This window comes from Sphaerisporangium sp. NBC_01403 (assembly GCF_045040145.1).
Lineage (GTDB): Bacteria > Actinomycetota > Actinomycetes > Streptosporangiales > Streptosporangiaceae > Sphaerisporangium > Sphaerisporangium viridialbum.
This window is the reverse complement of record NZ_CP109534.1, coordinates 3120589-3145393: the sequence shown is the minus strand read 5'-3', so window position 1 is coordinate 3145393 and position 24805 is coordinate 3120589. Positions and strand designations below refer to the sequence as shown.

At 70.4% G+C, this 24805-nt stretch carries 23 protein-coding genes and 4 pseudogenes; 19 read left to right on the top strand and 8 right to left on the bottom strand.

Going from position 1 to position 24805, the window contains the following annotated elements; all coding sequences use genetic code 11:
* The first annotated feature begins 97 nt into the window (after nucleotides 1–97).
* The gene (locus tag OG589_RS14330) at nucleotides 98–496 is read left to right on the top strand and encodes a RidA family protein (protein ID WP_405149340.1); all 399 of its coding nucleotides are present in this window, start codon (nucleotides 98–100) and stop codon (nucleotides 494–496) included.
* Nucleotides 493–1392 carry an NADP-dependent oxidoreductase gene (locus tag OG589_RS14325; RefSeq protein ID WP_405152044.1) on the top strand — a complete coding sequence of 300 codons (900 nt, stop codon included), beginning with the start codon at nucleotides 493–495 and terminating at the stop codon, nucleotides 1390–1392. Before OG589_RS14330 ends, OG589_RS14325 begins: the two co-directional genes overlap by 4 nt.
* Before the next feature lie 88 nt (nucleotides 1393–1480).
* On the opposite strand, the gene OG589_RS14320 is transcribed toward OG589_RS14325, so the two are convergent.
* From OG589_RS14320 to ligA, 3 genes are all read right to left on the bottom strand, one after another.
* On the bottom strand, nucleotides 1481–2503 hold the full coding sequence (locus OG589_RS14320) for a tyrosine-type recombinase/integrase (RefSeq protein ID WP_405149338.1): 1023 nt from the start codon (nucleotides 2501–2503) through the stop codon (nucleotides 1481–1483).
* Nucleotides 2504–2837: 334 nt separating this feature from the next.
* The gene (locus OG589_RS14315) at nucleotides 2838–4418 is read right to left on the bottom strand and encodes a chitinase (protein ID WP_405149337.1); all 1581 of its coding nucleotides are present in this window, start codon (nucleotides 4416–4418) and stop codon (nucleotides 2838–2840) included.
* A 1472-nt stretch (nucleotides 4419–5890) separates the two neighbouring features.
* The gene (ligA, locus tag OG589_RS14310; RefSeq protein ID WP_405149336.1) at nucleotides 5891–7963 is read right to left on the bottom strand and encodes an NAD-dependent DNA ligase LigA; all 2073 of its coding nucleotides are present in this window, start codon (nucleotides 7961–7963) and stop codon (nucleotides 5891–5893) included.
* Between the two features lie 551 nt (nucleotides 7964–8514).
* On the opposite strand from ligA, the gene OG589_RS14305 reads away from it, so the two are divergent.
* The 4 genes and pseudogenes from OG589_RS14305 to OG589_RS14290 all read left to right on the top strand — a co-directional run bounded on the left by OG589_RS14305 (nucleotide 8515) and on the right by OG589_RS14290 (nucleotide 11079).
* On the top strand, nucleotides 8515–8958 hold the full coding sequence (locus OG589_RS14305; RefSeq protein ID WP_405149335.1) for a helix-turn-helix transcriptional regulator: 444 nt from the start codon (nucleotides 8515–8517) through the stop codon (nucleotides 8956–8958).
* A gap of 20 nt (nucleotides 8959–8978) precedes the next feature.
* Nucleotides 8979–9068 (top strand): annotated as a pseudogene (locus OG589_RS14300) (VOC family protein); the annotation flags it as partial.
* Nucleotides 9069–9316: 248 nt separating this feature from the next.
* The gene (locus tag OG589_RS14295; RefSeq protein WP_405149334.1) at nucleotides 9317–9919 is read left to right on the top strand and encodes a class I SAM-dependent methyltransferase; all 603 of its coding nucleotides are present in this window, start codon (nucleotides 9317–9319) and stop codon (nucleotides 9917–9919) included.
* A gap of 32 nt (nucleotides 9920–9951) precedes the next feature.
* The gene (locus tag OG589_RS14290) at nucleotides 9952–11079 is read left to right on the top strand and encodes a helix-turn-helix domain-containing protein (protein ID WP_405149333.1); all 1128 of its coding nucleotides are present in this window, start codon (nucleotides 9952–9954) and stop codon (nucleotides 11077–11079) included.
* Here OG589_RS14290 and OG589_RS14285 read toward each other — a convergent pair.
* Both OG589_RS14285 and OG589_RS14280 read right to left on the bottom strand, forming a co-directional pair.
* Nucleotides 11021–11986: an alpha/beta hydrolase gene (locus OG589_RS14285; protein WP_405149332.1), complete on the bottom strand. Its 966-nt coding sequence runs from the start codon at nucleotides 11984–11986 to the stop codon at nucleotides 11021–11023. The two genes, OG589_RS14290 and OG589_RS14285, sit on opposite strands and share 59 nt — an antisense overlap.
* 100 nt (nucleotides 11987–12086) lie before the next feature.
* Nucleotides 12087–12500: a VOC family protein gene (locus OG589_RS14280; protein ID WP_405149330.1), complete on the bottom strand. Its 414-nt coding sequence runs from the start codon at nucleotides 12498–12500 to the stop codon at nucleotides 12087–12089.
* A gap of 202 nt (nucleotides 12501–12702) precedes the next feature.
* On the opposite strand from OG589_RS14280, the gene OG589_RS14275 reads away from it, so the two are divergent.
* The 6 genes from OG589_RS14275 to OG589_RS14250 all read left to right on the top strand — a co-directional run bounded on the left by OG589_RS14275 (nucleotide 12703) and on the right by OG589_RS14250 (nucleotide 18816).
* A complete protein-coding gene (locus OG589_RS14275) occupies nucleotides 12703–13677 on the top strand; it encodes an NAD-dependent epimerase/dehydratase family protein (protein ID WP_405149328.1) in 975 nt (324 codons plus the stop codon).
* Nucleotides 13674–14228 (top strand): GNAT family N-acetyltransferase, encoded by a 555-nt coding sequence (locus OG589_RS14270; RefSeq protein ID WP_405149326.1) that lies wholly within the window; start codon nucleotides 13674–13676, stop codon nucleotides 14226–14228. Before OG589_RS14275 ends, OG589_RS14270 begins: the two co-directional genes overlap by 4 nt.
* A 121-nt stretch (nucleotides 14229–14349) precedes the next feature.
* Nucleotides 14350–15618, top strand: a complete 1269-nt coding sequence (gene nhaA / locus OG589_RS14265) for a Na+/H+ antiporter NhaA (protein ID WP_405149324.1) — start codon at nucleotides 14350–14352, stop codon at nucleotides 15616–15618.
* A 13-nt stretch (nucleotides 15619–15631) separates the two neighbouring features.
* Nucleotides 15632–16690 carry a hypothetical protein gene (locus OG589_RS14260; RefSeq protein WP_405149323.1) on the top strand — a complete coding sequence of 353 codons (1059 nt, stop codon included), beginning with the start codon at nucleotides 15632–15634 and terminating at the stop codon, nucleotides 16688–16690.
* Between the two features lie 100 nt (nucleotides 16691–16790).
* A complete protein-coding gene (locus tag OG589_RS14255; protein WP_405149322.1) occupies nucleotides 16791–17270 on the top strand; it encodes a GbsR/MarR family transcriptional regulator in 480 nt (159 codons plus the stop codon).
* Between the two features lie 346 nt (nucleotides 17271–17616).
* Nucleotides 17617–18816 (top strand): cytochrome P450, encoded by a 1200-nt coding sequence (locus OG589_RS14250; RefSeq protein WP_405149321.1) that lies wholly within the window; start codon nucleotides 17617–17619, stop codon nucleotides 18814–18816.
* 114 nt (nucleotides 18817–18930) lie between these two features.
* Here the strand turns inward: OG589_RS14250 and OG589_RS14245 are convergent.
* A pseudogene (locus tag OG589_RS14245) lies at nucleotides 18931–19065 on the bottom strand (DUF4158 domain-containing protein); the annotation flags it as partial.
* A 146-nt stretch (nucleotides 19066–19211) separates the two neighbouring features.
* Here OG589_RS14245 and OG589_RS14240 point away from each other — a divergent pair.
* The 4 genes from OG589_RS14240 (at nucleotide 19212) to OG589_RS14225 (ending at nucleotide 21486) form a co-directional block, all read left to right on the top strand.
* Nucleotides 19212–19802, top strand: a complete 591-nt coding sequence (locus tag OG589_RS14240) for a TetR/AcrR family transcriptional regulator (RefSeq protein ID WP_405149320.1) — start codon at nucleotides 19212–19214, stop codon at nucleotides 19800–19802.
* Between the two features lie 73 nt (nucleotides 19803–19875).
* Nucleotides 19876–20493, top strand: coding sequence for a dihydrofolate reductase family protein (locus OG589_RS14235; protein WP_405149319.1), 618 nt, complete (start codon nucleotides 19876–19878; stop codon nucleotides 20491–20493).
* A gap of 4 nt (nucleotides 20494–20497) precedes the next feature.
* Complete coding sequence (locus OG589_RS14230; protein WP_405149317.1) at nucleotides 20498–20713, top strand: hypothetical protein; 216 nt, start codon at nucleotides 20498–20500, stop codon at nucleotides 20711–20713.
* Nucleotides 20689–21486: a tetratricopeptide repeat protein gene (locus OG589_RS14225; RefSeq protein ID WP_405149315.1), complete on the top strand. Its 798-nt coding sequence runs from the start codon at nucleotides 20689–20691 to the stop codon at nucleotides 21484–21486. Before OG589_RS14230 ends, OG589_RS14225 begins: the two co-directional genes overlap by 25 nt.
* Nucleotides 21487–21916: 430 nt before the next feature.
* Here OG589_RS14225 and OG589_RS14220 read toward each other — a convergent pair.
* Both OG589_RS14220 and OG589_RS14215 read right to left on the bottom strand, forming a co-directional pair.
* Nucleotides 21917–22108: pseudogene (locus OG589_RS14220) on the bottom strand (transposase); the annotation flags it as partial.
* A gap of 164 nt (nucleotides 22109–22272) precedes the next feature.
* Nucleotides 22273–22677 carry a DUF732 domain-containing protein gene (locus OG589_RS14215; RefSeq protein ID WP_405149313.1) on the bottom strand — a complete coding sequence of 135 codons (405 nt, stop codon included), beginning with the start codon at nucleotides 22675–22677 and terminating at the stop codon, nucleotides 22273–22275.
* A 387-nt stretch (nucleotides 22678–23064) separates the two neighbouring features.
* Between OG589_RS14215 and OG589_RS14210 the strand changes: the two are divergent.
* From OG589_RS14210 to OG589_RS14200, 3 genes and pseudogenes are all read left to right on the top strand, one after another.
* Nucleotides 23065–23742, top strand: a pseudogene (locus OG589_RS14210) (SAM-dependent methyltransferase).
* A gap of 26 nt (nucleotides 23743–23768) precedes the next feature.
* Nucleotides 23769–23876 carry a hypothetical protein gene (locus OG589_RS14205; RefSeq protein ID WP_405149311.1) on the top strand — a complete coding sequence of 36 codons (108 nt, stop codon included), beginning with the start codon at nucleotides 23769–23771 and terminating at the stop codon, nucleotides 23874–23876.
* A 135-nt stretch (nucleotides 23877–24011) separates the two neighbouring features.
* Nucleotides 24012–24224, top strand: coding sequence for a hypothetical protein (locus OG589_RS14200; RefSeq protein ID WP_405149309.1), 213 nt, complete (start codon nucleotides 24012–24014; stop codon nucleotides 24222–24224).
* Nucleotides 24225–24805: the final 581 nt, after the last annotated feature.

The window sequence follows — 24805 nt, the reverse complement described above, 5'->3', positions numbered from 1 at the left end:
GGTGGAGCCGCGTGGCGGCGGGAAAACCAGGTGACACCGGGTGAGCGGCCCCTCGATGATGGCCGGTCGTAGGAGCTTCGCACCCTGGAGGAGACCGATGGTCCAGCGGACGACCGTGCCTAATCTGCTCTCGCCCCCCGGCTACGCCCATGCCGCGGTCGTCGAGGCGGGGGAGAGGCTCGCGTTCATGGCGGGCGCGGTGCCCATCGACGCCGAGGGCAACCTGGTCGGGGCGGGGGATCCTGTCGCGCAGGCCCGGCAGGTGCTCGCCAACCTGACCACGGCCCTGCGCGCGGTCGGGAGCGACCTGCGGCACGTGGTCGCGAGCACCGTGTACGTCGCGGCGGCCGAGCACCAGGATCTGATCCGGGTGTGGGAGGTGGTGGAGGCGTCGGAGCTGACGGACGGCCCGCACACCTCGACGCTGCTCGGCGTGTCCTTCCTCGGGTACTCCGGGCAGCTGGTGGAGATCACCGCCACCGCGATCGTCCCCTGAGGTCCCGCGGGTACGGCCGGTGGTTTGACCTCAACCAAGGTTCACCCCCCGACCCGCGGCCCGGGCCGGGGCAGGTCCGCGTACGGGTCAAGGCGGCGGGGGTCCAGCCGTACGACTGCGCGGTGCGGGCCGGGTGGACGCCGCCCGGCCCGCCGACCGGCTTCCCCCGCATCCCCGGCAACGAGTTCGCCGGCGTGATCGACGTGCTCGGCGAGGGCGTCACCGGTTTCACCGAAGGGCAGCACGTCCTTGGGTTCACGGTGGGTTCCGGCCACGCCGAGTACGTGGTCGTGGAGACCGGCCAGGTCGCCCCCCGGCCCGCCGCCCTGCCCTGGGAGGTGGCCGGCGCGCTGTCGGCGGCGCACACCGCCGACTCCGCGCTGCGGGAGCTGGCCGTCGGCGCCGGAGAGGTGCTGCTGGTGCACGCCGCGGCCGGCGGGGTGGGGTCGGCCGCCGTCCAGCTGGGCGTGCGAGGCGGAGCCACCGTCATCGGCACCGCCCGGGAGGACAACCACGACTACCTGCGCTCCCTGGGAGCCCTTCCCGTCGCCTACGGCCCCGGCCTGCTGGACCGCGTACGCGAACTGGCCCCCGCGGGGGTGGACGCCGCGCTCGACGGGGCGGGCGGGGACGCCCTGGAGGTCTCCCTGCTCCTCGTCCAGGACCGCGACCGGATCCTCACCCTCACCGAACACCGCAGAGCCCAGGAGCTGGGCATCCGCGTCGTGCGGACCGGGCACACCGCGGCCAGGCGCGCGGAGCTGGCCGAACTGGTGGCGCGCGGCGAGCTCGCCGTCCACATCCGCCGCACCTACCCCCTGGCGCAGGCGGCCGACGCGCACCGCGACGTCGAATCCGGGCACGGCCGCGGACGCGTGGTCCTGACCACGGAATAACCGGTGCGGGCGACCGCAGGAGCGTGCCGAGTTCGGAGGCGGTGAGCAGGGGAAGATCCCCACTGCCGCGGGCGCGCGGCCGGGCGGCTCATGGCCCGGTCGCGTCGTCGCCTCCGCGCGGGCGCAGCCGGTCCAGCACGCCGTACGCCGGATTGCCCCGCGCCGCGCTGCGCACCTCACGGGCCGTCGAGGCGATGTACGCCTGGCCGGTGACGATGGAGGAGTGGCCGAGCAGCTCCATCAGCTCGTGCGCGGAGGCGCCGCGCTCGGCCAGCCGGGTGGCGAACTCGTGCCGCAGCGCGTGCACGAGCGTGCCCTTCTGCACCTGGTCGTGGATCCCCGCGTACCGGTAGCACTGGCGCACCAGGTACTGCAGGCCGCCGCGCCGCAGGGGCTCGTTCCTGGTGTCGACGAGCAGCGCGGCCGAGCGGGGGAGCGTGGTGAGCCCGAACCGGCGCAGGCGGCTTTCCAGGTAGTCGCCGATCAGGTGCTCGATGGGCGGTTCGATCGGCAGGGAGCGGGTTTTGCCGCCCTTGCCGAGGACCTGGATCCTGCGGTCGCCGGGGGCGCCGCCGATCGAGCCGAGGGTCACGCTCAGCAGTTCGGCCGACCGCATCCCGGTGACCAGGGCCAGCGCCAGGACGACCAGGTCGCGTTCTACCCAGGGGTCGCGGGCCTCGCGGGCGCCCTCGGCGATCCGTTCCAGGAGGGTGGCGGACGCCGAGCCGTCGCCGAGCAGGGGTTTGGGGGCTTTGGGGGGCTGCTTGGGGCGGGGGACCGCGGCCATCGGGTTGCCCTCGAGCATTCCTTCGGCGACGCAGAAGGTGAGGAACTGGTTCCAGGCGCTCCAGGCGCGGTTGACGCTGGCAGGTGAGCGGGGTTCGGCGAAGTCGGCGAACGCGGTACGCACCAGGCGCCCGTTCAGGTGGCGTACCTCCAGGTCGTCTTCGGGTACGCCGGTCAGGTTGGCGGCGATCCCGGAGACGAGGTGGAGGTCGCGCTCGTACCCCGCGACGGTGTGGGGGGAGAGCTTCTTGGTGCGCAGCGAGGAGAGGAACTCGGTGACGGCTTCGGGCATGCGCATCAGCACCAAGGGGTCACGGTCCCTCATGACGCCCTCCGCGCCTGGCGTGCGGAGCAAACTCGAAAACGTGTCATAAGTGCCTGTGATTATGCATGAGAGCCATGAGACCGGCCCGCTGACACGCCGTACAGGCGACGGGGACCGCGACGGGGCTGTGGGTGCCGGCCTTCACCGCAAAGCGGCGGCCCGGCCCGAACGGCCCCGCCGCCGCCCGGTCGGCGGGAGAAAGCCCAGGAACGGCTCCGCCGCGCCGCCGGCTGACCCGCCGCCACCGCGCCGCACGCGGTCAGCGTTCCCGCGTACGTGTCGAGGCCGCACCCGCACAGCAGCAGGCGCGGCCTCGAGTGCCCCGGTCGGGGGGCTACGGCAGGGTGGCCAGGTGCGGCTTGACGGTGCGGGCGAAGTTCCAGTTGTTGGACGCGTCCCAGTTGATCGACCAGGTCATCGCCCCACGGATCCCCGGGTAGGCGCGCGGCGGGACGAAGGTCCCGCAGTTCACCAGTTTGGCCAGGCAGTCCAGGGCGTTGTTGACCAGGGACGGCGCCACGACCCCGCCGCCGGCCGCGCCGGGCCCCGCGGGCAGGCCCAGCGCCACCTGGTCGGGACGCAGCCCGTTCTCCAGCTGGATGCACGCCAGCGCGGTCATGAAGTTGACGCTGCCCTGGCCGTAAGCCTGGGCCTGGTCACAGCCCAGCATCGCGCCGGAGTTGTAGAACTGGGTGTGGACCACCGTGAGGATGTCCTTGATGGCCAGCGCGAGCTGGAAGTACCCCATCCCGGTCGACTGCATGTCGATGGTCTGCGGCGCCATCGTGATGATCAGGTCGGCCCCGGCCTTGGCCCGCAGCTTGCGCAGCGCGTCCGCCATGTAGGTGGGGTTCAGCCCGTTCTCCAGGTCGATGTCCACCCCGTCGAACCCGTAGCTCTGCATCAGGGCGTACGCGCTGTCGGCGAACGACGTCGCGGCCTGCGAGCTGGACACCTGCACCCGGCCCAGCTCACCGCCCACCGACAGGATCACCTTCTTGCCCCGGGCGTGCAGGGCCTGGATGTCGGCCTTGAACTGGTCCTCGGTGTAGCCGCCCACCGCCGTCGACAGCCCCTGGTCCAGGTGGAAGGCGAGCTGACCGGCGGTGGAGGTCGCCTCGGCGAACGCGATCGCGATCAGGTCGTACTCGGCCGGCACCGCGCTGAGCTTGAGCTCGACGGCCGGGTTGACGAAGTTGTGCCAGTAGCCGGTGAGGAAATGCTTGGGGAGAGGCCCGCCTCCGGTGCACCCGGTGGTCGTGGCGGTCACCGGGTCGCTGGCGGGGGACTCACCCTGGGCGTTGTACGCCTTGACGGTGTAGGTGTGGCTTTCGCAGGTGCCCAGCGAGCCGACCGTCGCGGAGGTGCCGGTGACCGTGGCTTTGACGGTCGCGCCCTCGTACACCCGGTAGCCGGTCACGGTGCCGGTGGAGGCCGCCCAGGACAGCGCGATCGACGAGGCGGCGGCCGTCGCGGTGGGCGTGCCCGGCTTGCCGGGACCAGTGGGAGTGGTCACCCCGCCGCAGGACGCGCCGTTGAGCGTGCAGTTCGCCGGCACGGCCGAGCCGGGAGCGGCGATGAACCCGAACGTGACCGAGGCGCCCGGCGCGATCGTGGCGTTCCAGCCCAGGTTGGTGAACGTGAACCGCTGGCCGTTGCGGGACATCGCGGCGTCCCAGGAGGAGGTGACCGCGGCGCCGGAGGGCAGGTCGAAGGCGACCGACCAGCCGTTGATCGCGGTGGCGCCGCCGTTGTTGATCGTGTAGGCGCCCTGGAACGCCGACCCCCACTCGGAGGTCTTGACGAAGGTCGCGGTGGGGGAGGCCGCGCTGGCGGCCGCGGGCGTGAGGAGCACGGCCGCCGCGGACAGCAAGAGCGTGAGGAGCAGGGCGATGGGATTTCGTCTGGGGCGCATGGGGGGTCCTCAACCTGTGGGGGGATGGGTCGCGCGCGCCTGGGCCCGCTTTCTCTTAGGAAAGTTTCCTAAGAGTTGCCGTGATCGTAGCTTTGACACCCGGTCGGTAACAAGACCTGAAAGCGCGCCGCCGCGGCCGAACCCCGCCACTCAAAGCCCATCCGGCCGGCCCTGCCCGCAAGCCCCGCAGGGGAGAAGGCGGCAGCACCCGCCGCACATAATGCGGCACATGACTCAGCAATCCGGAGCCCGCAGGGTGAAGCCGCACCCGAGGTGGGCGGTCTCCGCGCAGGCTGGGAGGCGCGGGCGGGCGGCCCGTTGGTGCTGCTCTACTCCGCCGACCTGGACGGGTCTGTGCAGACCGTGAAGAACGCGGGCGGTGACGCCGGTTCCGCTTCACCGATCCGAGCGGAACGAACCGGGCGTCTGGGCCGAGGCGTAAGCGGTATCCGGCGCCTCACCGTTGGTCACGGCAATGTGCAGGGGGTGTGGGGCAGTCGCTCGCCGGCCCGGGTGTGCTGTCTCATCCGGTCGGTGAATTGGCGTTGGACCGCATTGGATGAGACGGGCCACCCGGCCGGTTGCCGGCCGCTCAACGGGCGGCCGGGGAGGCGTTCGATGTTTGCTGCATAAGTGCGATTATGCAGCAAACAGTGGTAGATGGATCTTGAGAGGCCCTCTGGCGTCGGCTGTTCCGTATCGCAATGGATCACCGCGATCCGCGTTCCGCAGCAGCCGCGCGGCGCCCGGCGGGCTTGGGCGTCCCGGGTTCGCCCGGCGATCATGCGTGGCCGGCGACAGGCTTGTGTGGATCTTCTGTCGAATGGATCTTGGCGAGCCTGAGATCATGGATCTTGGTACCCCCATGGATCTTGGTGCCGCCGCCCTGGAAGGTCGCCCAAGGACGAAGGATGCCGCCTTTCGTCCTGATGCGTCGATTCACCGTTCGTCTCGGCCGCCGCGGGCCGCGCCTGCGGCCATCGCCCCTATCAGGCCCTGAACCACTCTCCCTCTTTAACCGTTCAGAAGCTCCATTCTGTATGGTTACAAGCGCTTATGTACTGTTAGGGGCGTTCTGTCGTATGGGGCCGGACTGGTCCCTGCCTCGACAACGTGGCCGCTACGCACGATCTTCGGCCCATACTGTGATGCTCGCAGCCAACGTCCCCTCTCTCCCCCGGCCGGATGCACAATGTGGACGCGGCAGCACGCCGAGCCGCCGTTCGGGTGTACGCGGCCAGGCGGAGGTCATTGACCATGGCTCAGGCCTCCCCCGGCGCTGATCAGGCGACTGATTTTGCCAATGCTCAGTGAGGCGATACGCGGCTCCGGCCGGCGATTTTTGTCAATCGGATCGATTTGGTCGCCATTGGAGTTGCCGCGCGCACAGAAACCCGCGGAATGGTTCAGCGTTCGGCTCATTCACCCCTGGAATGTCGATTACCGCTAGACCCTTCGACCGGTCGGGCCGTCTACAGGACGGCGGCGACGAGCTCGGCGAATTCTTGTGGCGTGGCGATCCGCACGCCCAGGGTCTCGGCCTTGGCTCGCTTGGAACCGGCCTTCTCTCCCGCGACCAGCAGGGAGGTCTTGGCCGAGATGCTCGAAGAGGCTTTGCCGCCCGCGCGCTCGATCAGCTCGTTCATCTGGTTACGTGACAGTGTCTCCAGCAGCCCGGTCATCGCGCCGGTGACCACGACGGACATGCCTGCCAGCGGCTGCTCGGCCGCACCGTCCGGTTCACCACTCGATGCGCCCCCGGTGTGTCCGGGCTCGGTCATGTTGACCCCCGCGATGATCAGCTTGTCGATGAGCTCCGCCAGCTCGGCCAGCTCTGCCACCACCACGGGAGCCTTCTCCGGGCCGATGCCGTCCACCGCCTGGATCGCCCCGGCGTCGGCGGCGCGGATCTCGGCCATGCTGCCGAAGTGCTTGGCGATCCGGCGGCTCATCGAACGACCGGTGCCGCGCACACCGAGCGCGCAGAACACCCGGCTCAACGGCTGGGACTTGGCGCGCTCGATGGCGTTCAGCAGGTTGTCGGTGCTGACCGCGCCCATCCGCTCCAGACCCAGCAAGGGGTCACGGGTGAGGAAGAACAGGTCGGCGAAGTCGGCGATCAGCCCGGCGTCCAGCAGTTGCTGGATGCGGTTGTCGGCCAGGCCCTCGATGTCGAGTTGACCACGGCCTGCCGCGTAGCTGATGGACGCGATCGCCCGGCACCCGCGGCCGCGCACGCACCGCCACCGCTCCTGGGAGGTGTCGATCGCGTCCCCGCACGACGGGCAGACCTCGGGGAAGACGATCGGCTGCTCGGCTCCGGTCCGCAGGTGCACGACCGGCGCCTGAACCCTTGGGATCACATCTCCCGCCTTGTAGACGGTGACCGAGTCGCCCAGCAGAAGGCCGCGGCGGGTGATGTCGGCGACGTTGTGCAAGGTGGCGTAGGTGACGGTGCTGCCGTCGAGCTCGACGGGCTCCAGCACGGCGCGCGGGGCGATGATCCCGGTACGGCCGGTGTTCCACTCCACCGCGACAAGTTTGGTGATCTTCTCGGTGGGCGGCAGCTTGTAGGCGATCGCCCATCGCGGCGCGCGTGAGCTGAACCCCGCCTGCTCCTGGTCGAGGGCGGAGTCGGCCTTGACGACGATGCCGTCGATGCCGAATGACAACTGCGCGCGGGCCGCGGCGATGTGCTCGATGCGCTGCCGCACCTGCTCCAGCGTGCCGGCCAGGATCGCAGCGACCGGCGTGCCGGCGGTGGTCTGCACGCCCTGCCCGGCGACCCAGCTCATGATCTGGCTGTGCGGCCAGGTGCGCAGCCCTGCCGCGAGCTCGGAGGTGTCCTCCAATGGGAACGGGAGTGCCCCGTAGCCGAAGAACGTCAGCTCGCACACATACGGCCGGTCCTGGGCGCGCAGCGTCCCGGCGGCCGCGCTGCGGGGGTTGGCGAAGGTCGTGCCGTCGTGTGCGCGACGCTTGCCGCAGGCTTCCTCGAATTGGGCGGTGGTCATCATCACCTCGCCGCGCAGCTCCACCGTGACCGGGTCGGCCAGCCGGCCGGGAAGCCCGACGATGGTGCCGATGGCGTGGCTCACCTCCTCCCCCGCGGTGCCGTCCCCGCGCGTGACCAGCTGGACCAGGCGGCCGTGACGGTAACGCGCGGAGATCGCCAGGCCGTCCAGTTTGGGCTCCACGCTCCAGACGGTGATCGAGCGGCCGAGTCTGCGCTCCAGTGCGGCGGCCCAGTCGTCCAGCTGCTCAGCGCCGAAGACGTTGTCCAGACTGAGCATGGGGACGGTGTGCGGGACGTCGCCGATCACGGCGCCCCCGGCCACCTTGCCGGTCGGCGAGGTGGGCAGCACATGGTCGGGGTGGGCCTGTTCGTAGGCGGCGATGCCGCGCACCAGCCGGTCATAGGCATCGTCATCCAACGTGGAGGTGCCGTCGCGATAGTAGGCGGCGGAAGCGTCCACGGCGAGCTGGACGGCTTCGGCGTAGGCGGTGGGATCGGTGAGAAGGGTGATCGGGGGCGCATCGCTCATGACGCCATCATGCCGGGCCGCACCGACGATTTCGCTACGAGAACAGGGTCCTGACCTGGGGTTGCTTCTGGGGTTGTCAGCCGGCCCCCGTGAAGACCCTGGTCGATCGCAGGCTCGATCAGGTAGGTGCGGCGGACGATGCTCGTTGCCGGATCGCCGGTGGGAGTGATCAGGTGGATGGTCTCCCCCGCTGCTCGGCGTACCGGGGCTTGGTCGGCGGCCGGATGGTCGGCGGGCATCGCACGCGCGGGCTGCGGCCGCTGTGACGGATCCCTCAGCGCGGCTCGGCGGCCGGTCGGGCGTCGACCGGCGAGGCCGGCGATGGGCCTCGGGGAGGGTCGGTACGGATCATCGGTGAAGGTGACCGTCAGGTGCGGTCCGGCCGCTGCGCCGTGGACGACGGCGGCCGGCAGGTGGGTGCGTACGGAGAAGTCGATCTGGTCGGCCGGGAGTGGGGCGTGTTCAACAGGGGCGGGTGACTCCGTTGAAGCAGTTGCGTGGTTCCGGGCCGGCGCTCGCGCTGGTCCTTGCGATGTGGCACGATCTCGCAGGTGACCAGCAGACCCGCCGCGGCGCAGCGCCTGAACGACCTTGCGCGGCTGCGGCGCGTCCGCGATCGGATCGACCGGGAGTACGCGCAGCCGCTGGACGTCGAGGCGCTGGCACGCGGGGTGAACATGTCGGCCGGGCATCTCAGCCGCCAGTTCCGGCTCGCCTACGGTGAGTCGCCGTACGCCTATCTGATGACGCGGCGCATCGAGAGGGCGATGGCGCTGCTGCGTCGTGGCGAGCTCAGCGTCACCGAGGTCTGCTTCGCGGTCGGCTGCTCGTCGCTGGGCACCTTCAGCACCCGCTTCACCGAACTGGCCGGCATGCCGCCCAGCGCCTACCGGCGCCGCGCGGCGGGCGCTGCGGCGGGGCTGCCGTCGTGCGTGGCCAAACAGGTGACCAGACCGGTCAGGAATCGACAAGCGCGGTCACCGGCCCGCACCTAGCCTGACCGCCATGGACATCACAGGAGCCGACCGAGCAGCCGTACGGGATTCGCGACTGCGCCTTCCGCGATCCCGCGGGCAACCTGATCCGCATCAACGAGCTTCGCTGAGCCGTCCGGCGATCGCAGCCATGACCTGCACAGACGGCACGCTGTAGCCGGCCGGGAACCGCGGCGGGGCCCGCACCCACGGCTCCGGCGCGTCCGGGGTGCGCAGGTTCAGGTACCGCCGCTGGTCTCGGCCCCGTGCCGGGTTGCCGGTTGGGCCCTGACCAGCACTAACGCAATCCGGTGTGCCTGGTGGGGCCAGTCTTGCCGACTGCCCGGGCGGCGGGGCCTGGGTTCGGCAGGATGGTCACATGACTGTGAGGAACGGCAAGCGGTGGAACCACAACATCCATTACCACCCCCGCATCCTGCGCGCGGTCCCCGATGGCGCCCAGCGCGCCCTGGATGTCGGCTGCGGCGAGGGCATGCTCGCCCGCGAACTCCGGCAGGCCGTGCCGCATGTCACCGGCATCGATCTTGACGCGCTCAGCATCGACCAAGCCCGTGAGTACCCGGACGACGTCGGCTACATCCTCGGCGATTTCCTCACCCACCCCTTCGAGTCCGCCTCGTTCGACGTCATCGCGTCGGTGGCCACCCTGCACCACATGGACGCCGCCGCTGGGTTGGCCCGCATGCGCGACCTGCTGTGCCCCGGCGGCGTCCTGGCCATCGTCGGCTTGGCCCGTAGCGCCATGCCCGACGACCTGCCGCGCGACCTGGCCGGCGTTGTCGCCGGTACCTTCCATCGCGCCACGAAGGGCCACTGGGAGCATCCCTCCCCCACAGTCTGGCCGCCGCCGGTGACGTACCCGCAGATGCGAGCGTTGGCCGCCGAGATCCTGCCCGGCTCCGAGTATCGCCGGCACCTCCTGTTGCGTTACAGCATCATCTGGCGCAAGCCGCGGGACTGATGTTCGGCTTCTGAACCGCCTAGTCTGGAGCGGTGCAGGGACTTCTGCTGCGCCTGTCGACGCTGGACGCCGACGCCGCGAGCGCCGTGCGTGTCATCGCCTACTTCGATTCCCTGGTGCGCGACCACGGCAGTGTGCCGGTGCTGTTGCGGGCGACGGCGCGGCTGGCGCAGTGCCCGGTGGGGTTGCTGGACGCGGCGACCGGGGAGCATACGCGGGTGTCGGCGGCCGGGGTGGTCGACCATCCTTCCGCGCCGGCCGCGCATGCTTTGGCCCGGGGGTTGAGCCCGGCGATGGGCACGGTGTGGATGGAGCGGGAGGGGCCGGCCCACGGTCTGGATGAGATCGTGCTGGAGCGGTTCGCGGCGGCGGCAGAGGTGGCGCTGGAGCGGGCGGTCGCGGGCGCCCAGGCGGTGAACGACCCGGCGCTGGTGGAGCTGGTGTTGTCGGCGCGGACCGGTGAGGCCGAGCGTGCGCGGGCGTTGCGGTTGCTGGGTTTCGCTCCGGCGGCCCGGGTGCAGGTTCTGGCGGCGCCGGCGGGTCAGGGTGCGGCGTTGCTGGCGCACCTGCGGGCCGGGGGGCATCATGCGCGGTCGGCGGTGATGGGTGAGACGGCGGCGGTGATCGTGACCCCGGAGGTGGAGGCGGTGCCGCGTGCGTTGCGCGCCGGCGTGGGCCCCTTGGGTGGGGGTGCGGAGGTCGCGGGGTCGTGGGCGGGGGCGCGGGTGGCGTTGCGGTTCACCGCGCAGGGCACCGGTGATCATCTGGTGAGGTGGTCGGAGCTGGGTGCGCTGGCGTTGTTCGCCGCGCATGTGCCGGGTGAGGCGATCGAGGGTCTGGCCGATGTGCGGGCGGTCCGGGAGCTGGCCGCCCGGCCGCGTGGTGGTGAGGTGCTGGAGGCGGTGCGGGCCCTGTGCGAGGAGGGTTCGGTGCGGCGGGCGGCGGTGGCGGTGCATCTGCATCACAGCTCGATGGCGGCGCGCATCGCGCGTGCGGAGGCGGCTTTGGGGTTTTCGCTGTCGGATTCGGCCGGTCGGCTGCGCGCGCAGCTGGCGCTGGCGTTGGTACGGCTGGGCGGTGAGGCCGCCGGGGCCGGTGGGGTCAGCGGGCCAGTGCCCGGCGCAGGGCGGCCGCGAGCTCGGCGGCGGAGCGGCGGCTGATGGTGGCCTGGGGCACGAGGGTGTCGAAGCCGTGGAAGGCGCCGGGGTACAGGTGGAGTTCGGTGGACACCCCGGCCCTGATGAGGCGGTGGGCGTAGTCGATGCATTCGTCGCGGAAGACCTCCAGTTCGCCGACGTTGATGTAGGCGGGCGGGAGTCCTGACAGGTCGGTGGCGCGGGCGGGTGCGGCGTACGGTGAGACCTCCTCGGTGCCGGCGGCGTCGCCGAGCAGGGCCTTCCATCCGAACAGGTTGGCCGCGCGGTTCCAGATGACGGCGTCGGTGAACTCGTGGCTGGAGGGGGTGATGTTGCGGTCGTCGAGCATGGGGTAGACCAGCAGCTGGAAGGCGATCGCGGGGCCGCCGCGGTCGCGGGCCAGTAGCACGGTGGCGGCGGCGAGCCCGCCTCCGGCGCTCGCACCGCCGACGGCGATGCGGTCGGCGTGGATGCCGAGTTCGGTGGCGTTCTTGGCGGTCCACACCAGTCCGGCGTAGCAGTCTTCGACGGGGGCGGGGTGGGGGTGTTCGGGGGCGAGGCGGTAGTCGACGGAGACGACGGCGCATCCGGCCTGCAGGACGAGCTCGGTCATTTTGGTGTCGTCGGCTTCGGGCATTCCGATGATCATGCCGCCGCCGTGGATCCAGTACAGGCAGGGCAGGTCGCGGGTTTCGCCGGCGGGCCGGTAGACGCGCAGCCGTACGTCGGGGCCGCCGTCGGGGCCGGGTACGTGCCGGTCTTCGATGGTGACGCGGGGGTCGGTGGGGGGTGCGGCGGCCAGTACGGCGTTCATCTGGGCGCGTACGCCGGGCAGGTCTTCGGGTGACAGGGTGGACAGGTCGAACGCCGGGAGTACGGCCTGGCCGAGGGCGGCGGCGAGTTCGGGGTCGAGGTTGGGGTGGTGGGCCATGTGGTCCGCCTTTCGCGGCAGGTCAGTGTGCTGTGCTGGTTCGATCCTTTCTGTCCTGTGGTGGTCTCACAACAGCAGGGTGGCCGCGATGAGTGGCCGTTCACCCGCCAGGTGGCGGTGTGGGCCGGCTTCGGGCGGCGGTGATCTCGGCGTGGCTGGACTCCACGCAGAACTCGTTGCCTTCGGGGTCGGCGAGTACGGCGAATCCGATGCCCAGCGGGCCGCGGATGTCGTCCAGGACGGTGGCGCCGAGCCGGGTGATCCTGGCGATCTCCTCGTCGAGGGTGGTGTCGGCCTGAAGGTCGAGGTGGACGCGGTTCTTGACCGTTCTGCTCTCGGGGACGCGGATGAAGGTGAGGGTCCGCGGGTGGTGGTCGTCCGGCAGGCGTACGCTCGACCATTGCTCGCCTTGCGGGCCGTCGGCGGGCCGGCCGCCGGTGACGGCGCTCCAGAAGCGGGCCAGGGTGGCGGGGTCGTGGCAGTCGAAGGTGATGCTGCGGACGGCGGCGCCCATGTGGGTCTCCCGGGGGTGGGTCGTCGGGCTGAGCGGATGGTGGCGCCGCCAACGTAGTCGGCGAGCGGGCCGGCCGGGTAGGCGACGGCGATCTCCTGCGGGCGGCCCATGTCGCGGGTGGCGGCGGGTGCGAGGTGTCTGCCCGGTCAGGGCCGGATCGCGGGTTCCGGCTTGTCGTCGGGGGCCCGTAGCATCGGGCGTCATGCGGGTGCTGGTTTTGGGTGGTGGGTCCTTCGTCGGCCGGGCGATCGCGGAGGACTTCCTGCGCGAGGGCCACGAGCTGACCCTGTTCAGCCGGGGCAGGACGGGTTCCGGGCTGTTCCCCGGTGTGCCGCGGCGGGCCGGCGATCGCGACACCGGGGACTACGCCTCGCTCCGCGAGGGCGCCTGGGACGCGGTCGTCGACGTCAGCGCGTACGTGCCGCGCCACGTGGCGCAGGCGGCGGGTGCGCTCGGTGAGCGGGCCGGGCGTTATGTGTTCATCTCCAGCAACGCGGTGTACCGGCCGGGTGGCGGGCCGGGGGCCGATGAGGACGCGCCGCGGCTGCCGCCCGAGCGGGGCACCGAGGAGATCGGCCGCGACACCTACGGTCCGCTCAAGGTGGCCTGCGAGGAGGAGGTGCTGTCCCGGTACGGGCGGCGGGCGACGATCGTGCGCCCGGGGATCGTGGCCGGCCCGTACGACCAGCAGGACCTTTTCACCTACTGGGTGCGGCGGGCCGCGCGCGGCGGGCGGGTGGCGCTGCCGGGGGATCCCGGGCAGCCGGTGCAGGTGCTGGACTCACGTGACCTGGCCCGCCTGGTGGTGCTGCTGGTGACCGGTGACCGGCCGGGGGTGTTCAACGCGGTGGGGCCTGCCGAGCCGGTCACGCTGGGCGGGCTCATCCAGGCGTGCGCGGCGGCGGCGGGCAGCCGCGTGCGGGTGGTGCCGGTGCCGTCCGGCGCGGTGCCGGGCGGGTTCCCGCTGGTGCGCGCCGACCCGGTGTGGGCGCTGAGCTTTCAGCGGAGCGCGGCGCGTGCCCGGGCGGCGGGCATGCCGGCGACGCCGCTGGAGGTCACGGCGGCGGACGTGCTGGCCTGGGACCGTGGGCGGGGTGAGCCGCCGCTGGCGGTCGGGCTGTCGCCGCGGGAGGAGGACGCGTTGCTGGCCGGCGCGGGGCGGGAGGGGCGGGGGTGAGCGTCGTGCTGCGCGCCGCCGCGAGCGAGCGGGGTCCTGCGCTGCTGTTGCGGCCGTGGGAGGAGCGGGACATCCCCGAGCTGATCGAGGCCTACCGTGATCCGGTGATGCTGCGGTGGACCCGGATGCACGTCACCGATGAGCAGGACGCGCGGCGGTGGGTGGAGGCCCAGTGGGCGGGGTGGAGCGGTGGCGGGCGGCTGAGCTTTGCGGTCCTTGAGCCGGGGCCCGTGGCCGGTTCCCTCCGGCTGGTCGCCAACGTGGTGCTGAAAGGGGTCACCCGGGGCGGGCCGCGCGCTGAGGTCGGTTACTGGACGGCGGCGTGGGCGCGGGGGCGTGGTGTGGCGGCGCGGGCCGTCGACAGGGTCACCATCTGGGCTTTTGAGACGTTCGGTGATGACGGGCTGGAGTGTGTGCGGTTGCTGCACCAGGTGGACAACCTCGCCTCGTGCCGGGTGGCGCACAAGTGCGGGTACGTCTTGGAGGAGGTGCTGCCCGCCCGTCCCCCGTTTCCCCGTGAGGGTCACGTGCACGCCCGGTACGCCGGTTGACCTGCGTCCCCTCCCCCGGTGGCGTCGCGGGGCGAAGGGGGCGGGCGGGGGCCGGTATGGTGGGGCCAGGTGCGCCGGGAAGTCTGGTCGGCAACGGATCCGCCTATGGACTGGAGCACCCATGACCGAAGCCCCGCGACGCATGCCCGCCCTGCTCAGCCGGGGGTCGTGGGCCGAGGCCCGGCGGATCGCCGGCATCCTGCGCGAGGAGACCGTCGGCGGGGCGTTGCTTCTGGCCGGTGCGGTGCTGGCGATGGTGTGGGCGAACTCCCCGTGGTCGCAGGGCTATGAGGCGTTGCGCTCGTTCAGGGTGGGGCCGGCCGCGCTGCATCTTGATCTGAGCCTGTCGGCGTGGGCGGCCGACGGGCTGCTGGCGGTGTTCTTCTTCGTGGCCGGCCTGGAGTTGAAACGCGAGTTCGTGGCAGGTGATCTGCGGCACGTGCGCCGGGCCGTGGTGCCGGTGGCCGCCGCGGCCGGCGGGGTGGTCGTTCCCGCCGTGCTGTACCTGGTGGTCGCCGCGGGGGCGGGTGGGGGCGCGGCGCGGGGGTGGGCGATTCCGACGGCGACCGACATCGCGTTCGCGCTGGCGGTGCTGGCGGTGGCCGGCCGGTTCCTGCCTTCGGCGCTGCGGACGTTCCTGCTCACCTTGGCCGTGGTGGACGACCTGATCGCCATCGTGATCATCGCCGTGTTCTACACCGCGCACCTGTCGGTGGTGGCGCTGGCGGCGGCCCTGGTGTCGCTGGGGGTGTTCGCGTTGCTGGTGCGGCGCGGGGTGGGTTCGTGGTGGGTGCTGCTGCCGCCGGCCGCTGTGACCTGGGGGCTGGTGCACGCCTCGGGGGTGCATGCCACGGTGGCGGGTGTGCTGCTGGCGTTCGTGGTGCCGGTCGCGGGCTGCCGGGCCGGGGACAAGGGGCCGGCGGAGCGCTTCGAGCACCGGTTGCGGCCGATCTCGGCGGGGGTGGCGGTGCCGGTGTTCGCGTTCCTGTCGGCGGGGGTGGCCGTGGGCGGGCCGGGCGGGCTGGTGGAGGCCCTGACCGACCCGGTGGCGGTGGGCGTGGTCGCCGGGCTGGTCGTCGGCAAGCCGCTGGGCATCATGGCCGCCACCTGGGTGGTGGCCCGGTTCACCCGTGCGAGTCTGAACGAGGGGCTGGGATGGATCGACGTGCTGGGCCTTGCGGTGCTCGGGGGTATGGGGTTCACGGTGTCGCTGCTCATCGGGGAGCTGGCCTTCGGTGACGGGGCGCGCGGCGACCATGTGAAGATCGCGGTGCTGGCGGGTTCCCTGGCGGCGGCGCTGCTCGCCGTCGTGGTGCTCCGGGTGCGCGACCGTGCCTACCGGCGCATCCACCAGGCCGAGATGGCCGGGCTGGGTGAGGAGGCGGCGTGAGGGGGCGGGGGCCGTGGTGAGGGTCGGGCAGGCGCGGCGGGTGGCGGCCCGGTGGGTGGCCGAGCACGCCGCCGCGGCGCCGGGGTTCGCGGGCGCGTTCCTGAGCGGGTCGGCGATCTGGTTGCCGGCGCAGGCCGAGCTGCCCGCGACCTCCGACGTGGACGTCATGGTGGTGACCTCGGGTGAGCGGGCTCCGGTCAAGCTGGGCAAGTTCCTCCGCGAGGGGGTGGTGGTGGAGGTCACCTACCTGCCGTGGGACCAGATCCGGTCGGCCGAGGTGGTGCTGGGGTCCTACCACCTGGCGGGGAGCTTCCGCGGCGACGGCGGTGACAGCGGTGGGGTCGTCGTCGCCGACCCCACCGGCCGGCTGGCCCGGTTGCGGGCGCAGGTGTCCGCGGAGTACGCCCGGCGGGCGTGGGTCCGGCGGCGGTGCGATGACGCCGAGCGCAGGATCGTGGCGGGGATCGGGTCGGTGGAGGCGTCGGCGCCGCTGCACGACCAGGTGATCGGCTGGGTGTTCCCCGCCGGGGTGACCACGCACGTGCTGCTGAGCGCGGGGTTGCGCAATCCCACGGTGCGGTCGCGGTATGTGGCGGTGCGGGGGCTGCTCGCCGAGTACGGGCTGCTGGAGGTTCACGAGCGGTTGCTGGAGCTGCTGGGGTGCGCGGAGATGACGCCCGCGCGGGCGGCGCACCATTTGGAGGCGATGGCGCGGGTGTTCGACGCCACTGTGCCGGTGGCAAGGACGCCGTTGTCGTTCTCCTCCGACATCACCGCGGCGGCCAGGCCGATCGCGGTGGACGGCGGCCGTGAGCTGATCGAGGCGGGTCTGCACCGCGAGGCGGTGTTCTGGGTCGTGGTGACCTATGCCCGGTGCCTGAAGATCATGGCCGGTGACGCCCCGGCGGCCGTCGAGGTGTTCTCCCCCGGTTTCCTGCGGTTGCTCGGCGACCTGGGCGTCGGCTCGCCGCGGGACCTGCGCGAGCGCGGGCGGGAGGTGCTGGGTTTCCTGCCGCGCCTGCGGGAGGTCGCGGGGGCCGTGATGGCGGCCAACCCGGGCATCCGCGACTGACCTTCGCGGCTCATCCGGACGATAACGATCTTTGCCCAAGGCGGTAAAGTCCGTATACTTCGTCAAGTACGTACTTTACGATGTGCTCGGAGTTGACGAGATGGATCCCCAGGAGAGCGAGTTCGTCGACCGGATGGGCCTGGTCATGGATCGTCTCGGCGCGACGCGGACGATGGGCCGTCTGTACGCGTGGCTGATGATCTGCGAGCCGCCGCACCAGTCGCTCACCGAGCTGGCCACGCAGCTCGGCGTGAGCAAGACCGCGATCAGCACGGTCGCCCGGCAGTTGGAGATGGCCGGGATGATCGAGCGCGTCCCCACGTCGAACCGCGAGCACCGCTACCGGGTGGTCAGCGGTGGATGGGCGCACGTCATGCGGGTCCAGCTGGCCGCCCTGCGACCGGCCCTGGAGGCGTTGGACTTCGGAATGTCGGTCATCGGCGACGCTCGGCCCGGGCAGCGGGCGCGGCTGAAGGAGACCAGGGACTTCTTCGCCTTCACCGAGCGCGACGCGGACGAGTTCCTCCAGCGCTGGCAGGAGTACCGCAAGAAGGAAGACGACAACCGGAGCGCCGGATGAACGCGGAAAAGGTCGACTTCCGCGGCCTCGCCGACGAGGGTGTGGCCTGGACGCTTGTCGGCACCCTCTACCTGCGGGCGTGGGAGAGCCGCCTGCCGGCGCCGATTCTCGGCGACCACTACGCGGCCGAGGCCATTGAGCGGATCGACTACGACATGGAATCCCCGCCTCACCTGCACGGAACACATGCCCTTCTCTACGCACTACCGCAGGATCCCGGTACGGCGCTACCGCGTCCTCTACCGGCTCATCCATGCCCTGCCGGCGCTGCGGAACATGGCCACGGAATACCGGTTCACGTTCTGAGCGCGTGTCTGCCGCGGTAAACCACGACCAAGGAGAGACGATGACCGACATCGTCAAGCGCTACAACGTCCCCGAACAGCTCTTCTGGCTGCGCGGTCCGCGATCGGGCCCGCCGGTCGAGTACGACGCCCGCGCCGGAATGTGGAACGTCTACGGCTACCCCGAACTGCAGGAGGTCCTCGGCGACCCCGCGACGTTCTCCTCCGACACCATGCGCGTGGTCCCCAAGAGCATGAAGCCGTCCAGCGAGGACTTCTCGCTGGACGGCTTCATCACCCAGATCGACCCGCCGGGGCACGGCAAGCTGCGCAAGCTGGTCAGCAGCGCCTTCACCCGCAAGGTGGTCGCGGATCTCGAGCCGAGGATCGCCGCCCTCACCCACGAACTGCTCGACGCGGCGCGCGATCGCGGCCGGTTGGAACTCGTGACCGATCTGGCCTACCCGCTCCCCGTCATCGTCATCGCCGAACTGCTGGGGGTGCCCAGCAGCGATCGCGCCCTGTTCAAACAGTGGGCCGACGCGCTGTTCCAGCGGGACGCCAAGGTCTCACTCGCCGAGCCCGCCGACGCACAGAAGGTGGACATCCAGGCCACGCTGCGACCGTGGAAGGAAATGTCCGGCTATCTCGCCGCCCACGCCACGGAACGCAAACGGCAGCCGCGCACCGACCTGCTCACCAGGCTGGTCGAGGCCGAGGTGGACGGCGAGCGCCTGCCCGACGACCAGGTGGTCAACTTCGCGATCGTCCTCCTGCTCGCCGGACACATCACCACGACGATGCTGCTCGGCAACACCGTACTCTGCCTGGACGCCTACCCCGAGCAGCAGGACAGGGCACGGGCCGACCGCGCCTCGATCCCGGCCGTCATCGAGGAATCCCTCCGCCTGTTCACCCCGTTCGCCCTCCTCGGCCGCGCCACCACCCGCGAAGCCGAACTCGGCGGCGTGACGATACCGGCCGATCAAATGGTCATGGTCTGGCTCGGATCGGCCAACAGAGATCCTCGGCAGTTCCCCGACCCCGTCGCCTTCGATCCCGGTCGCGCCCCCAACCCGCATCTCGCTTTCGGCCACGGCATCCACTTCTGCCTCGGCGCACCCCTGGCCCGGCTGGAGGGACGCGTCGCGCTGAACATCCTGCTCGACCGGTTCAACCCCCTGCGCACCGATCCGGACGACCCCGTGGAGTTCATGCCCGCACCGACCATGACGGGAATACGCCGCCTTCCGTTGGTCTGACTCCTCGCGTTCACAGTCAGTTACCAGGGGTCGCACGGTCAGCGGCTGCCCGCTGAACAGATGTGCCACCGTCTCCCAGGTGAGCGCGGTGGCACATGTCCGGGCCGTGGCCACCATCTTGGCCAGCGTGGCCACACCCGGCCGGATCGTCCTGGCCGCCATCAGATACTCGGTGGCCAGGTTGAACGGCAACGTCGGCGAGTCGTGCTCCATCGCCCGATCCTGCAGGAACCGCTCCAGCTCCTTCATCGCCGTGCTCCCGGCCGCCGGCGTCGCCCTGGTGGCCTCTGAGGCGAAGGATGATGCGCCCGAATTCGCGCGACCCGTAAGCACTTCAGTTGACGTACTTCAAACACAGTGCTTTACTTGAAGTACTTCAAGGAAGGAAGTGCGAGATGCGTCAGAACCCGGACCGTCGGGCCGCGCTGCTCGACGGCGCCATCGCGGTTCTCGCCCGCGAGGGGGCGCGCGGCCTGACCCAGCGCGCCGTTGACAAGGAGGCGGCGGTGCCCATCGGCACCGCGTCCAACTACTTCCGCAACCGCGACGATCTGCTCGTCCAGGCCGGCGCCCGCGTCTACGAGCGGCTCAGGCCCGGAGAGGACGCGCTCAGCGAGATGTTCGACCAAGCGCGGGACGCCGCGTCGTATGGCGCGATGCTGCGGGAGAGCGTCGGCAGGGTCGCCGCCTTCCAATCCGGGTACCTGGCGCTGCTGGAGCTTCGGTTGGAGGCCACCAGAAGGCCGGAGCTGCGTACGCTGCTCACCGAACGGGTCCGCGCCGACATCGACGAGAACGTCACCCAGCACGAGGCCGCAGGCCTGCCCGGCGGCGCAACCGCCGTCCTGCTGATGTACCTGGCCATGAACTGGCTGGTCGTCGAGCAACTCACACTGCCGGATGTCTTCACAGACGCCGAACGCGACGAGCTGGTCACGCGGGCAGTGGAGCGCATCGTCGCTCCGTTCTCCACCGCCACGAAGTGACACCCGGTGGCGCCCGGCCCCGGGCGGCGTACCCCATCACCGTCCACTGCGACCGATCGACAAAGGACTCATTTTGCGCAAGCTTGTGTACTTCATCGCCTCCACGCTCGACGGTTTCATCGCCGGTCCCGACGGCTCCGACCCCAGCGGCCCCAGCGGCTTCTGGTCCCCGTCCGAGGACTACATCCAGCACCTCATCGAGGAGTACCCCGAGACCCTGCCAGGGCCGGCCCGGGCCGCGCTCGGTGTCACCGCCGAAGGCATCCGCTTCGACACCGTCGTCGAAGGCCGCAAGAGCTATGAGATCGGCCTCGCGGCCGGCGTGACCGACGCCTACCCCCACCTCAAGCACCTGGTCTTCTCCAAGACACTGACCGAAAGCCCGGACCCCGGAATCGAACTCGTCGCCGACGACCCGGTGGCGACGGTACGGGAGCTGAAGCGCGATGGCGGCAAAGACATCTGGCTCGTCGGCGGCGCGGAACTGGCCGGCGTACTCTACGGCGAGATCGACCGCATGATCGTCAAACTCAGCCCGCTCACCATCGGCTCCGGCATACCCCTTTTCGGACGGACCACAGTCTTCGCGCCCAACGCCTGGGAGCTCATCGACCACACCATCCTCAAGAGCGGAGCGGCCTTCCTCACCTACGACCGGCGCCCCGGCACTCCGCAGTCCTCCAGCAGGTAGCGGTATGCCTGCCGGATCTGGCCCCGGCCGCCGTGAACAGATCGCGCGGGCCAGGCGGTGGCGGGACTCCTGGACGGTGAGCTGCCGGTTCATGCGCGCCGCTCTCCCTTCGGACCCGAAGAACATCTCCTCCTGGCCCACCTACGCCCGGCTGCTGCCGCACGCCCGCGCCGCCCTGCCCCAGGCTCACCGGGCATGGGCGCCGTCATCGACTACCTGAAGGCCAGCGGCGACTATCGCACCGCCAAAACCCTGCAGCAGCACCGCACCACCGCCCTGCGCACCACTCTTGGTCCCGAACACCCGGGCACATTGATCGACCGGGCCAGCCTCGCCTACTGCACAGGCGAATCGGGGGACTTGGGCGAGGCGCGGGACCTGTTCGCGGAACTGGTGCCGCTGATCGAGCGGGTGTTTGGCCCACAGCACCCGAACACGTTGATCGCCCGGTCCAACCTCGCCTACTTCACGGGCCGGGCGGGCGATGCGGCCAGGGCGCGGGACCTGTTCACGAAATTGGTGCCGCTGATGGAGCGGGCGTCGGGCCCACAGCACCCATTGACGTTCATCGCCCGGTCCAACCTCGCCATGTGGACGGGGGACGCGGGGGATTTGGCCGGAGCGCGGGACCTGTTCGCGGAGCTGGTGCCGCTGATGGACCAGACGTGGGGTCCGGAGCACCCATTGACGTTGATCGTCCGCCTTGCTCAGCGGGCGGAAGAGACGGGCGACGCGGCGGTCGCGCGGGACCTGTACACGGAGCTGGTGCCAGTGCGTGAGCGGCTGTACGGTCCGGAGCACCCATTGACGTTGATCGCCCGGTCCGACCTCGCCCAGTGGACGGGGAAGGCGGGGCAGGCGGCGGCCGCGCGGGACCTGTACGCCCCGCTGCTGCCGCTGATGGAGCGGGTGTTGGGGCCTGAACACTCGGACACATTGACCGCCGGGTCCAACCTCGCCTACTGGACTGAGCGGTGGGAGGGGCGTCCCTGAAATGGCCGTTTCCAGGACGCGGAAACGAGAACCGGCCACGCCCGGACATCGGGGCGCGGCCGCTCACCCGTCTATCGTCGCGCAGTCGAGGCCGCTGGGTCGTCACCGAACCGAAACGAAGATCAACTCTGTACCGCTTGCCCTCAAGGTAACGTGAGCTGGGAAAACGGCTCAGCTTCGATCGCTCACCGACTGCTCGTTGCCACCGCGCATCTCCTGGCAGGGTGCCCGTGATCAGCTCGCCACCGCGTGGGATGCACCGCGCCAGGCGGTCGCGGCCGAGTGGCAGCTTGCCCCCGTCGTAGCCGTGCAGACCGCCCCGCTCGGTGCCGCGCACGCTCTGGCTGTCGACCACCCCCGCACTCGGGGTGAGATCACGGCCCTGGCGGACGCGTTCCCGCTCCCGCAGCACCGTCAAGATCTGCTCCCAGCGGCCTTCGTTCCGCCATTGGCGCCAGTAGTGGTACACCGTCTGCCAGGGCGGAAAGTCATGCGGCAGCAACCGCCAGGCACAGCCGGCGCGCAACCAGTAGGCGATCGCGTTCACGATCTCCCGTCGGGGATGCAGCGCAGGGCGGCCACCACTTTTGGGAAAGGGATCAACGGCTCCAGCAGCGCCCACTCCCGATCGGTGAGATCCGTCGCGTAAGAACGTCGATGCTCAGGCACGGGGGTACCTCCCGCACCAGCACCTCACGCCACAACCGGCTTGACCAGCTACCTGAACGACAGCTTTCAGACACCCTCTAGTTGGTTCAACGGAGGCGCGACCTCTGGAAGGACTCGCTAGGACGTCATGGTGATCTTCGGGCAGATGAACCTGTTCGCCGCGGCCACGATGTCCTGCGCCTGATCCAGGCCCACGATCACCCCGTTGGATAACTGCTTCAACGCGTTGTCTTCCACCTTGGGTTTGGGCAGGCCCTCGGCGATGTCCAGGCACAAGTTCTGTCCTAGGCGCACCGCACGGTCAGGGTTCGAGGCGAACTGCCGGTTCATCTCTTCAAGGGTCTTGAGGAATGCGGCGCGCTGCTCCAGGTTCGGTTCGAGGATCTCCAGGAGGGCGGAAGTCGCAGTGGTCGGCTGGGCCGACGCTGCCGAGGGTGCTGCCGCCTTCCTGGCAACCGTGACGCCAGCGGCGAAGCCGGTCAGCAAGATTGCGATACCGAGCACCGCCAGACCGACCAACATACCGGAGTTCCTCCGCCGCTTCCGCGGCGGGTGCTGCTCCCGGGTGTGCCATTGCGAGGGTTGCCGCGTCGAAGGCTGCATGCCTTGGCATGGTACAGGCGCACATCGGCCAGTTCTCAAGTGGCTGCTTGGGCCGTTGGGACTGATCCGCGGGTAGGGGTCCCGGTAGAAATGGCGCAGGATTCAACGGATATGCCTCTGACCGTGTGCTTATGCAGAGGTTTCGAGCTGGTGGGCCAGACCTGAGCCCTGCCTATCAATGGAGGCCAGAGGCATATCTGTTGGATTTTCGGCCGAAGCTACGGGACCCCGGAGAGCTTGTTCAGATCGCCCAAAGAGAACTTCACGGTGTTGCCGGGCAACGAAATCGGATTGCCTGCCGCGTCCATGTCGCTGGTTCGGATTGAGAAGGTTTCCCGGTGCCGAGCTCGGCTGCCGGGCGGCCGGGGATCATGGACGGGCGTAATCTCCCTGGAGACAACCCGGAAGGCAGGAGATCCCCGGGAGGCGGGTGACAGGGCGTGCGCCGTCTTCCCGGGCATGGTCGATGTCGCCCGGTGTTCACGGCAGATGCTCGCTCGCGTGGTGCGTCACCTGGCCGGCGAGGCCGGTATCCGCCAGTTCCTGGACATCGGCACCGGACTGCCGACCGTGAACAACACCCATGAGATCGCCCAACGGGTGGCGCCGCAGGCGCGCATCGTCTAAGTGGACAACGACCCCTTGGTGCTGGTGCACGCCCGGGCGCTGCCCACCAGCGCACCCGAGGGAGCCACCGATCACATCGAAGCGGACGTACGCGACCCCGAGCTCATCCTGGAACAGGCCGCGAAGACGCTGGACTTCACACAGCCCACCGCGCTCATGCTGATGGGCATCTTGGGCCTGGTCAGCGACTACGAACAAGCGCGGTCGATCGTACGCCGGCTGATGCAGGCCCTGCCCTCGGGCAGCTACCTGGCGCTCTACGACGCCACCGACACCGACCCGGCGTACCTCCAAGCCATGCAACGCCACAACGCGAGCGCCGGCGTGGTCCCCCACACGCCCGCAGCCCAGAGCTGATCACCCGCTATTTCGACGGCCTGACGTTGCCGGACCCCGGCGTCGTACCGGTGCAGCGATGGCGGCCGGAACCCGGCCCCTCGGGCGAGGCTCCCGAGGTGGCCTGCGCCGGCGGCCTCGCGCGCAAACCCTGACCGCGCCACCACCCGCCGTACCGCCTCAGTGGTCGACCTGGTCGACCCCGCCCGCCCCCGGCACGCAATCCCAGCCGTCCCCTGCCCACGAGCCCCCCTCGCTCGCGCGAACCAGGTCGCGTCGACGCACCGCGCATGGGCATGTGCATCGAGTCCGTCACCACAGTGCGGCTCCTGGCCAGCGGCCTGGCCGGGCCCGATCTTCGCCGAGCACGGGGCGACGATCGGCCAGCCAGCGACCCGACGTACTCCGAGCCGATCGTGCGCGCCTGGAACCAGAAGGCTAAGGAGGCCGATGCCTTCATTGTCATCCCCCGGAATACGGCCGCAGCGTTCCGGATGGCCTGACGAACGCCATCGACAGCGTACGGCGGTCGTTCGGATCCCGGAACAAGATGGTCGCTGCCGTCGGATACAGCGGACTGGCGGGCGTGCGAGGCTCGAGATCGCGGATCGTCACGTCAGGGGCGCTGAAGTAGATCGACCAGCGCCAGGCGTGACATGGCCGTCATCCCCGACGCATCCGGGGTCTGCCAGGACACCGCGATGAGGTCTGCCCACTGCCGGGGGTCTACCTGATCGACGTCATCAATCGTCACCTCGGCCGGCCAATGGTTCGGGAGCCGTACAACGTCGCACGGAAGGCATTGGTACAGGCGCACCGGCCAGCCCCTGCCCTAAGGAGGCAGCGCGCGTGGCGAGCTGGATTCACGGCCCTGACGGCTCTGATGGCCGACCATCCCAATCTGGCGCACGTCCGGCTCGGCACAGCCGACTCGTCGTCTGGCTGCGCGAACGCGGCGGCCGTCGAGATCTCCTGAGCTCCGTCTGTCGGCGTACCGGCACAAGTACAAAGCCAGGTACGGCTCGAAGTGCAGACCCTGCACCAGGTCGGCCTGCCTCCAGTGATCGGCCACCTTGCCGACTGT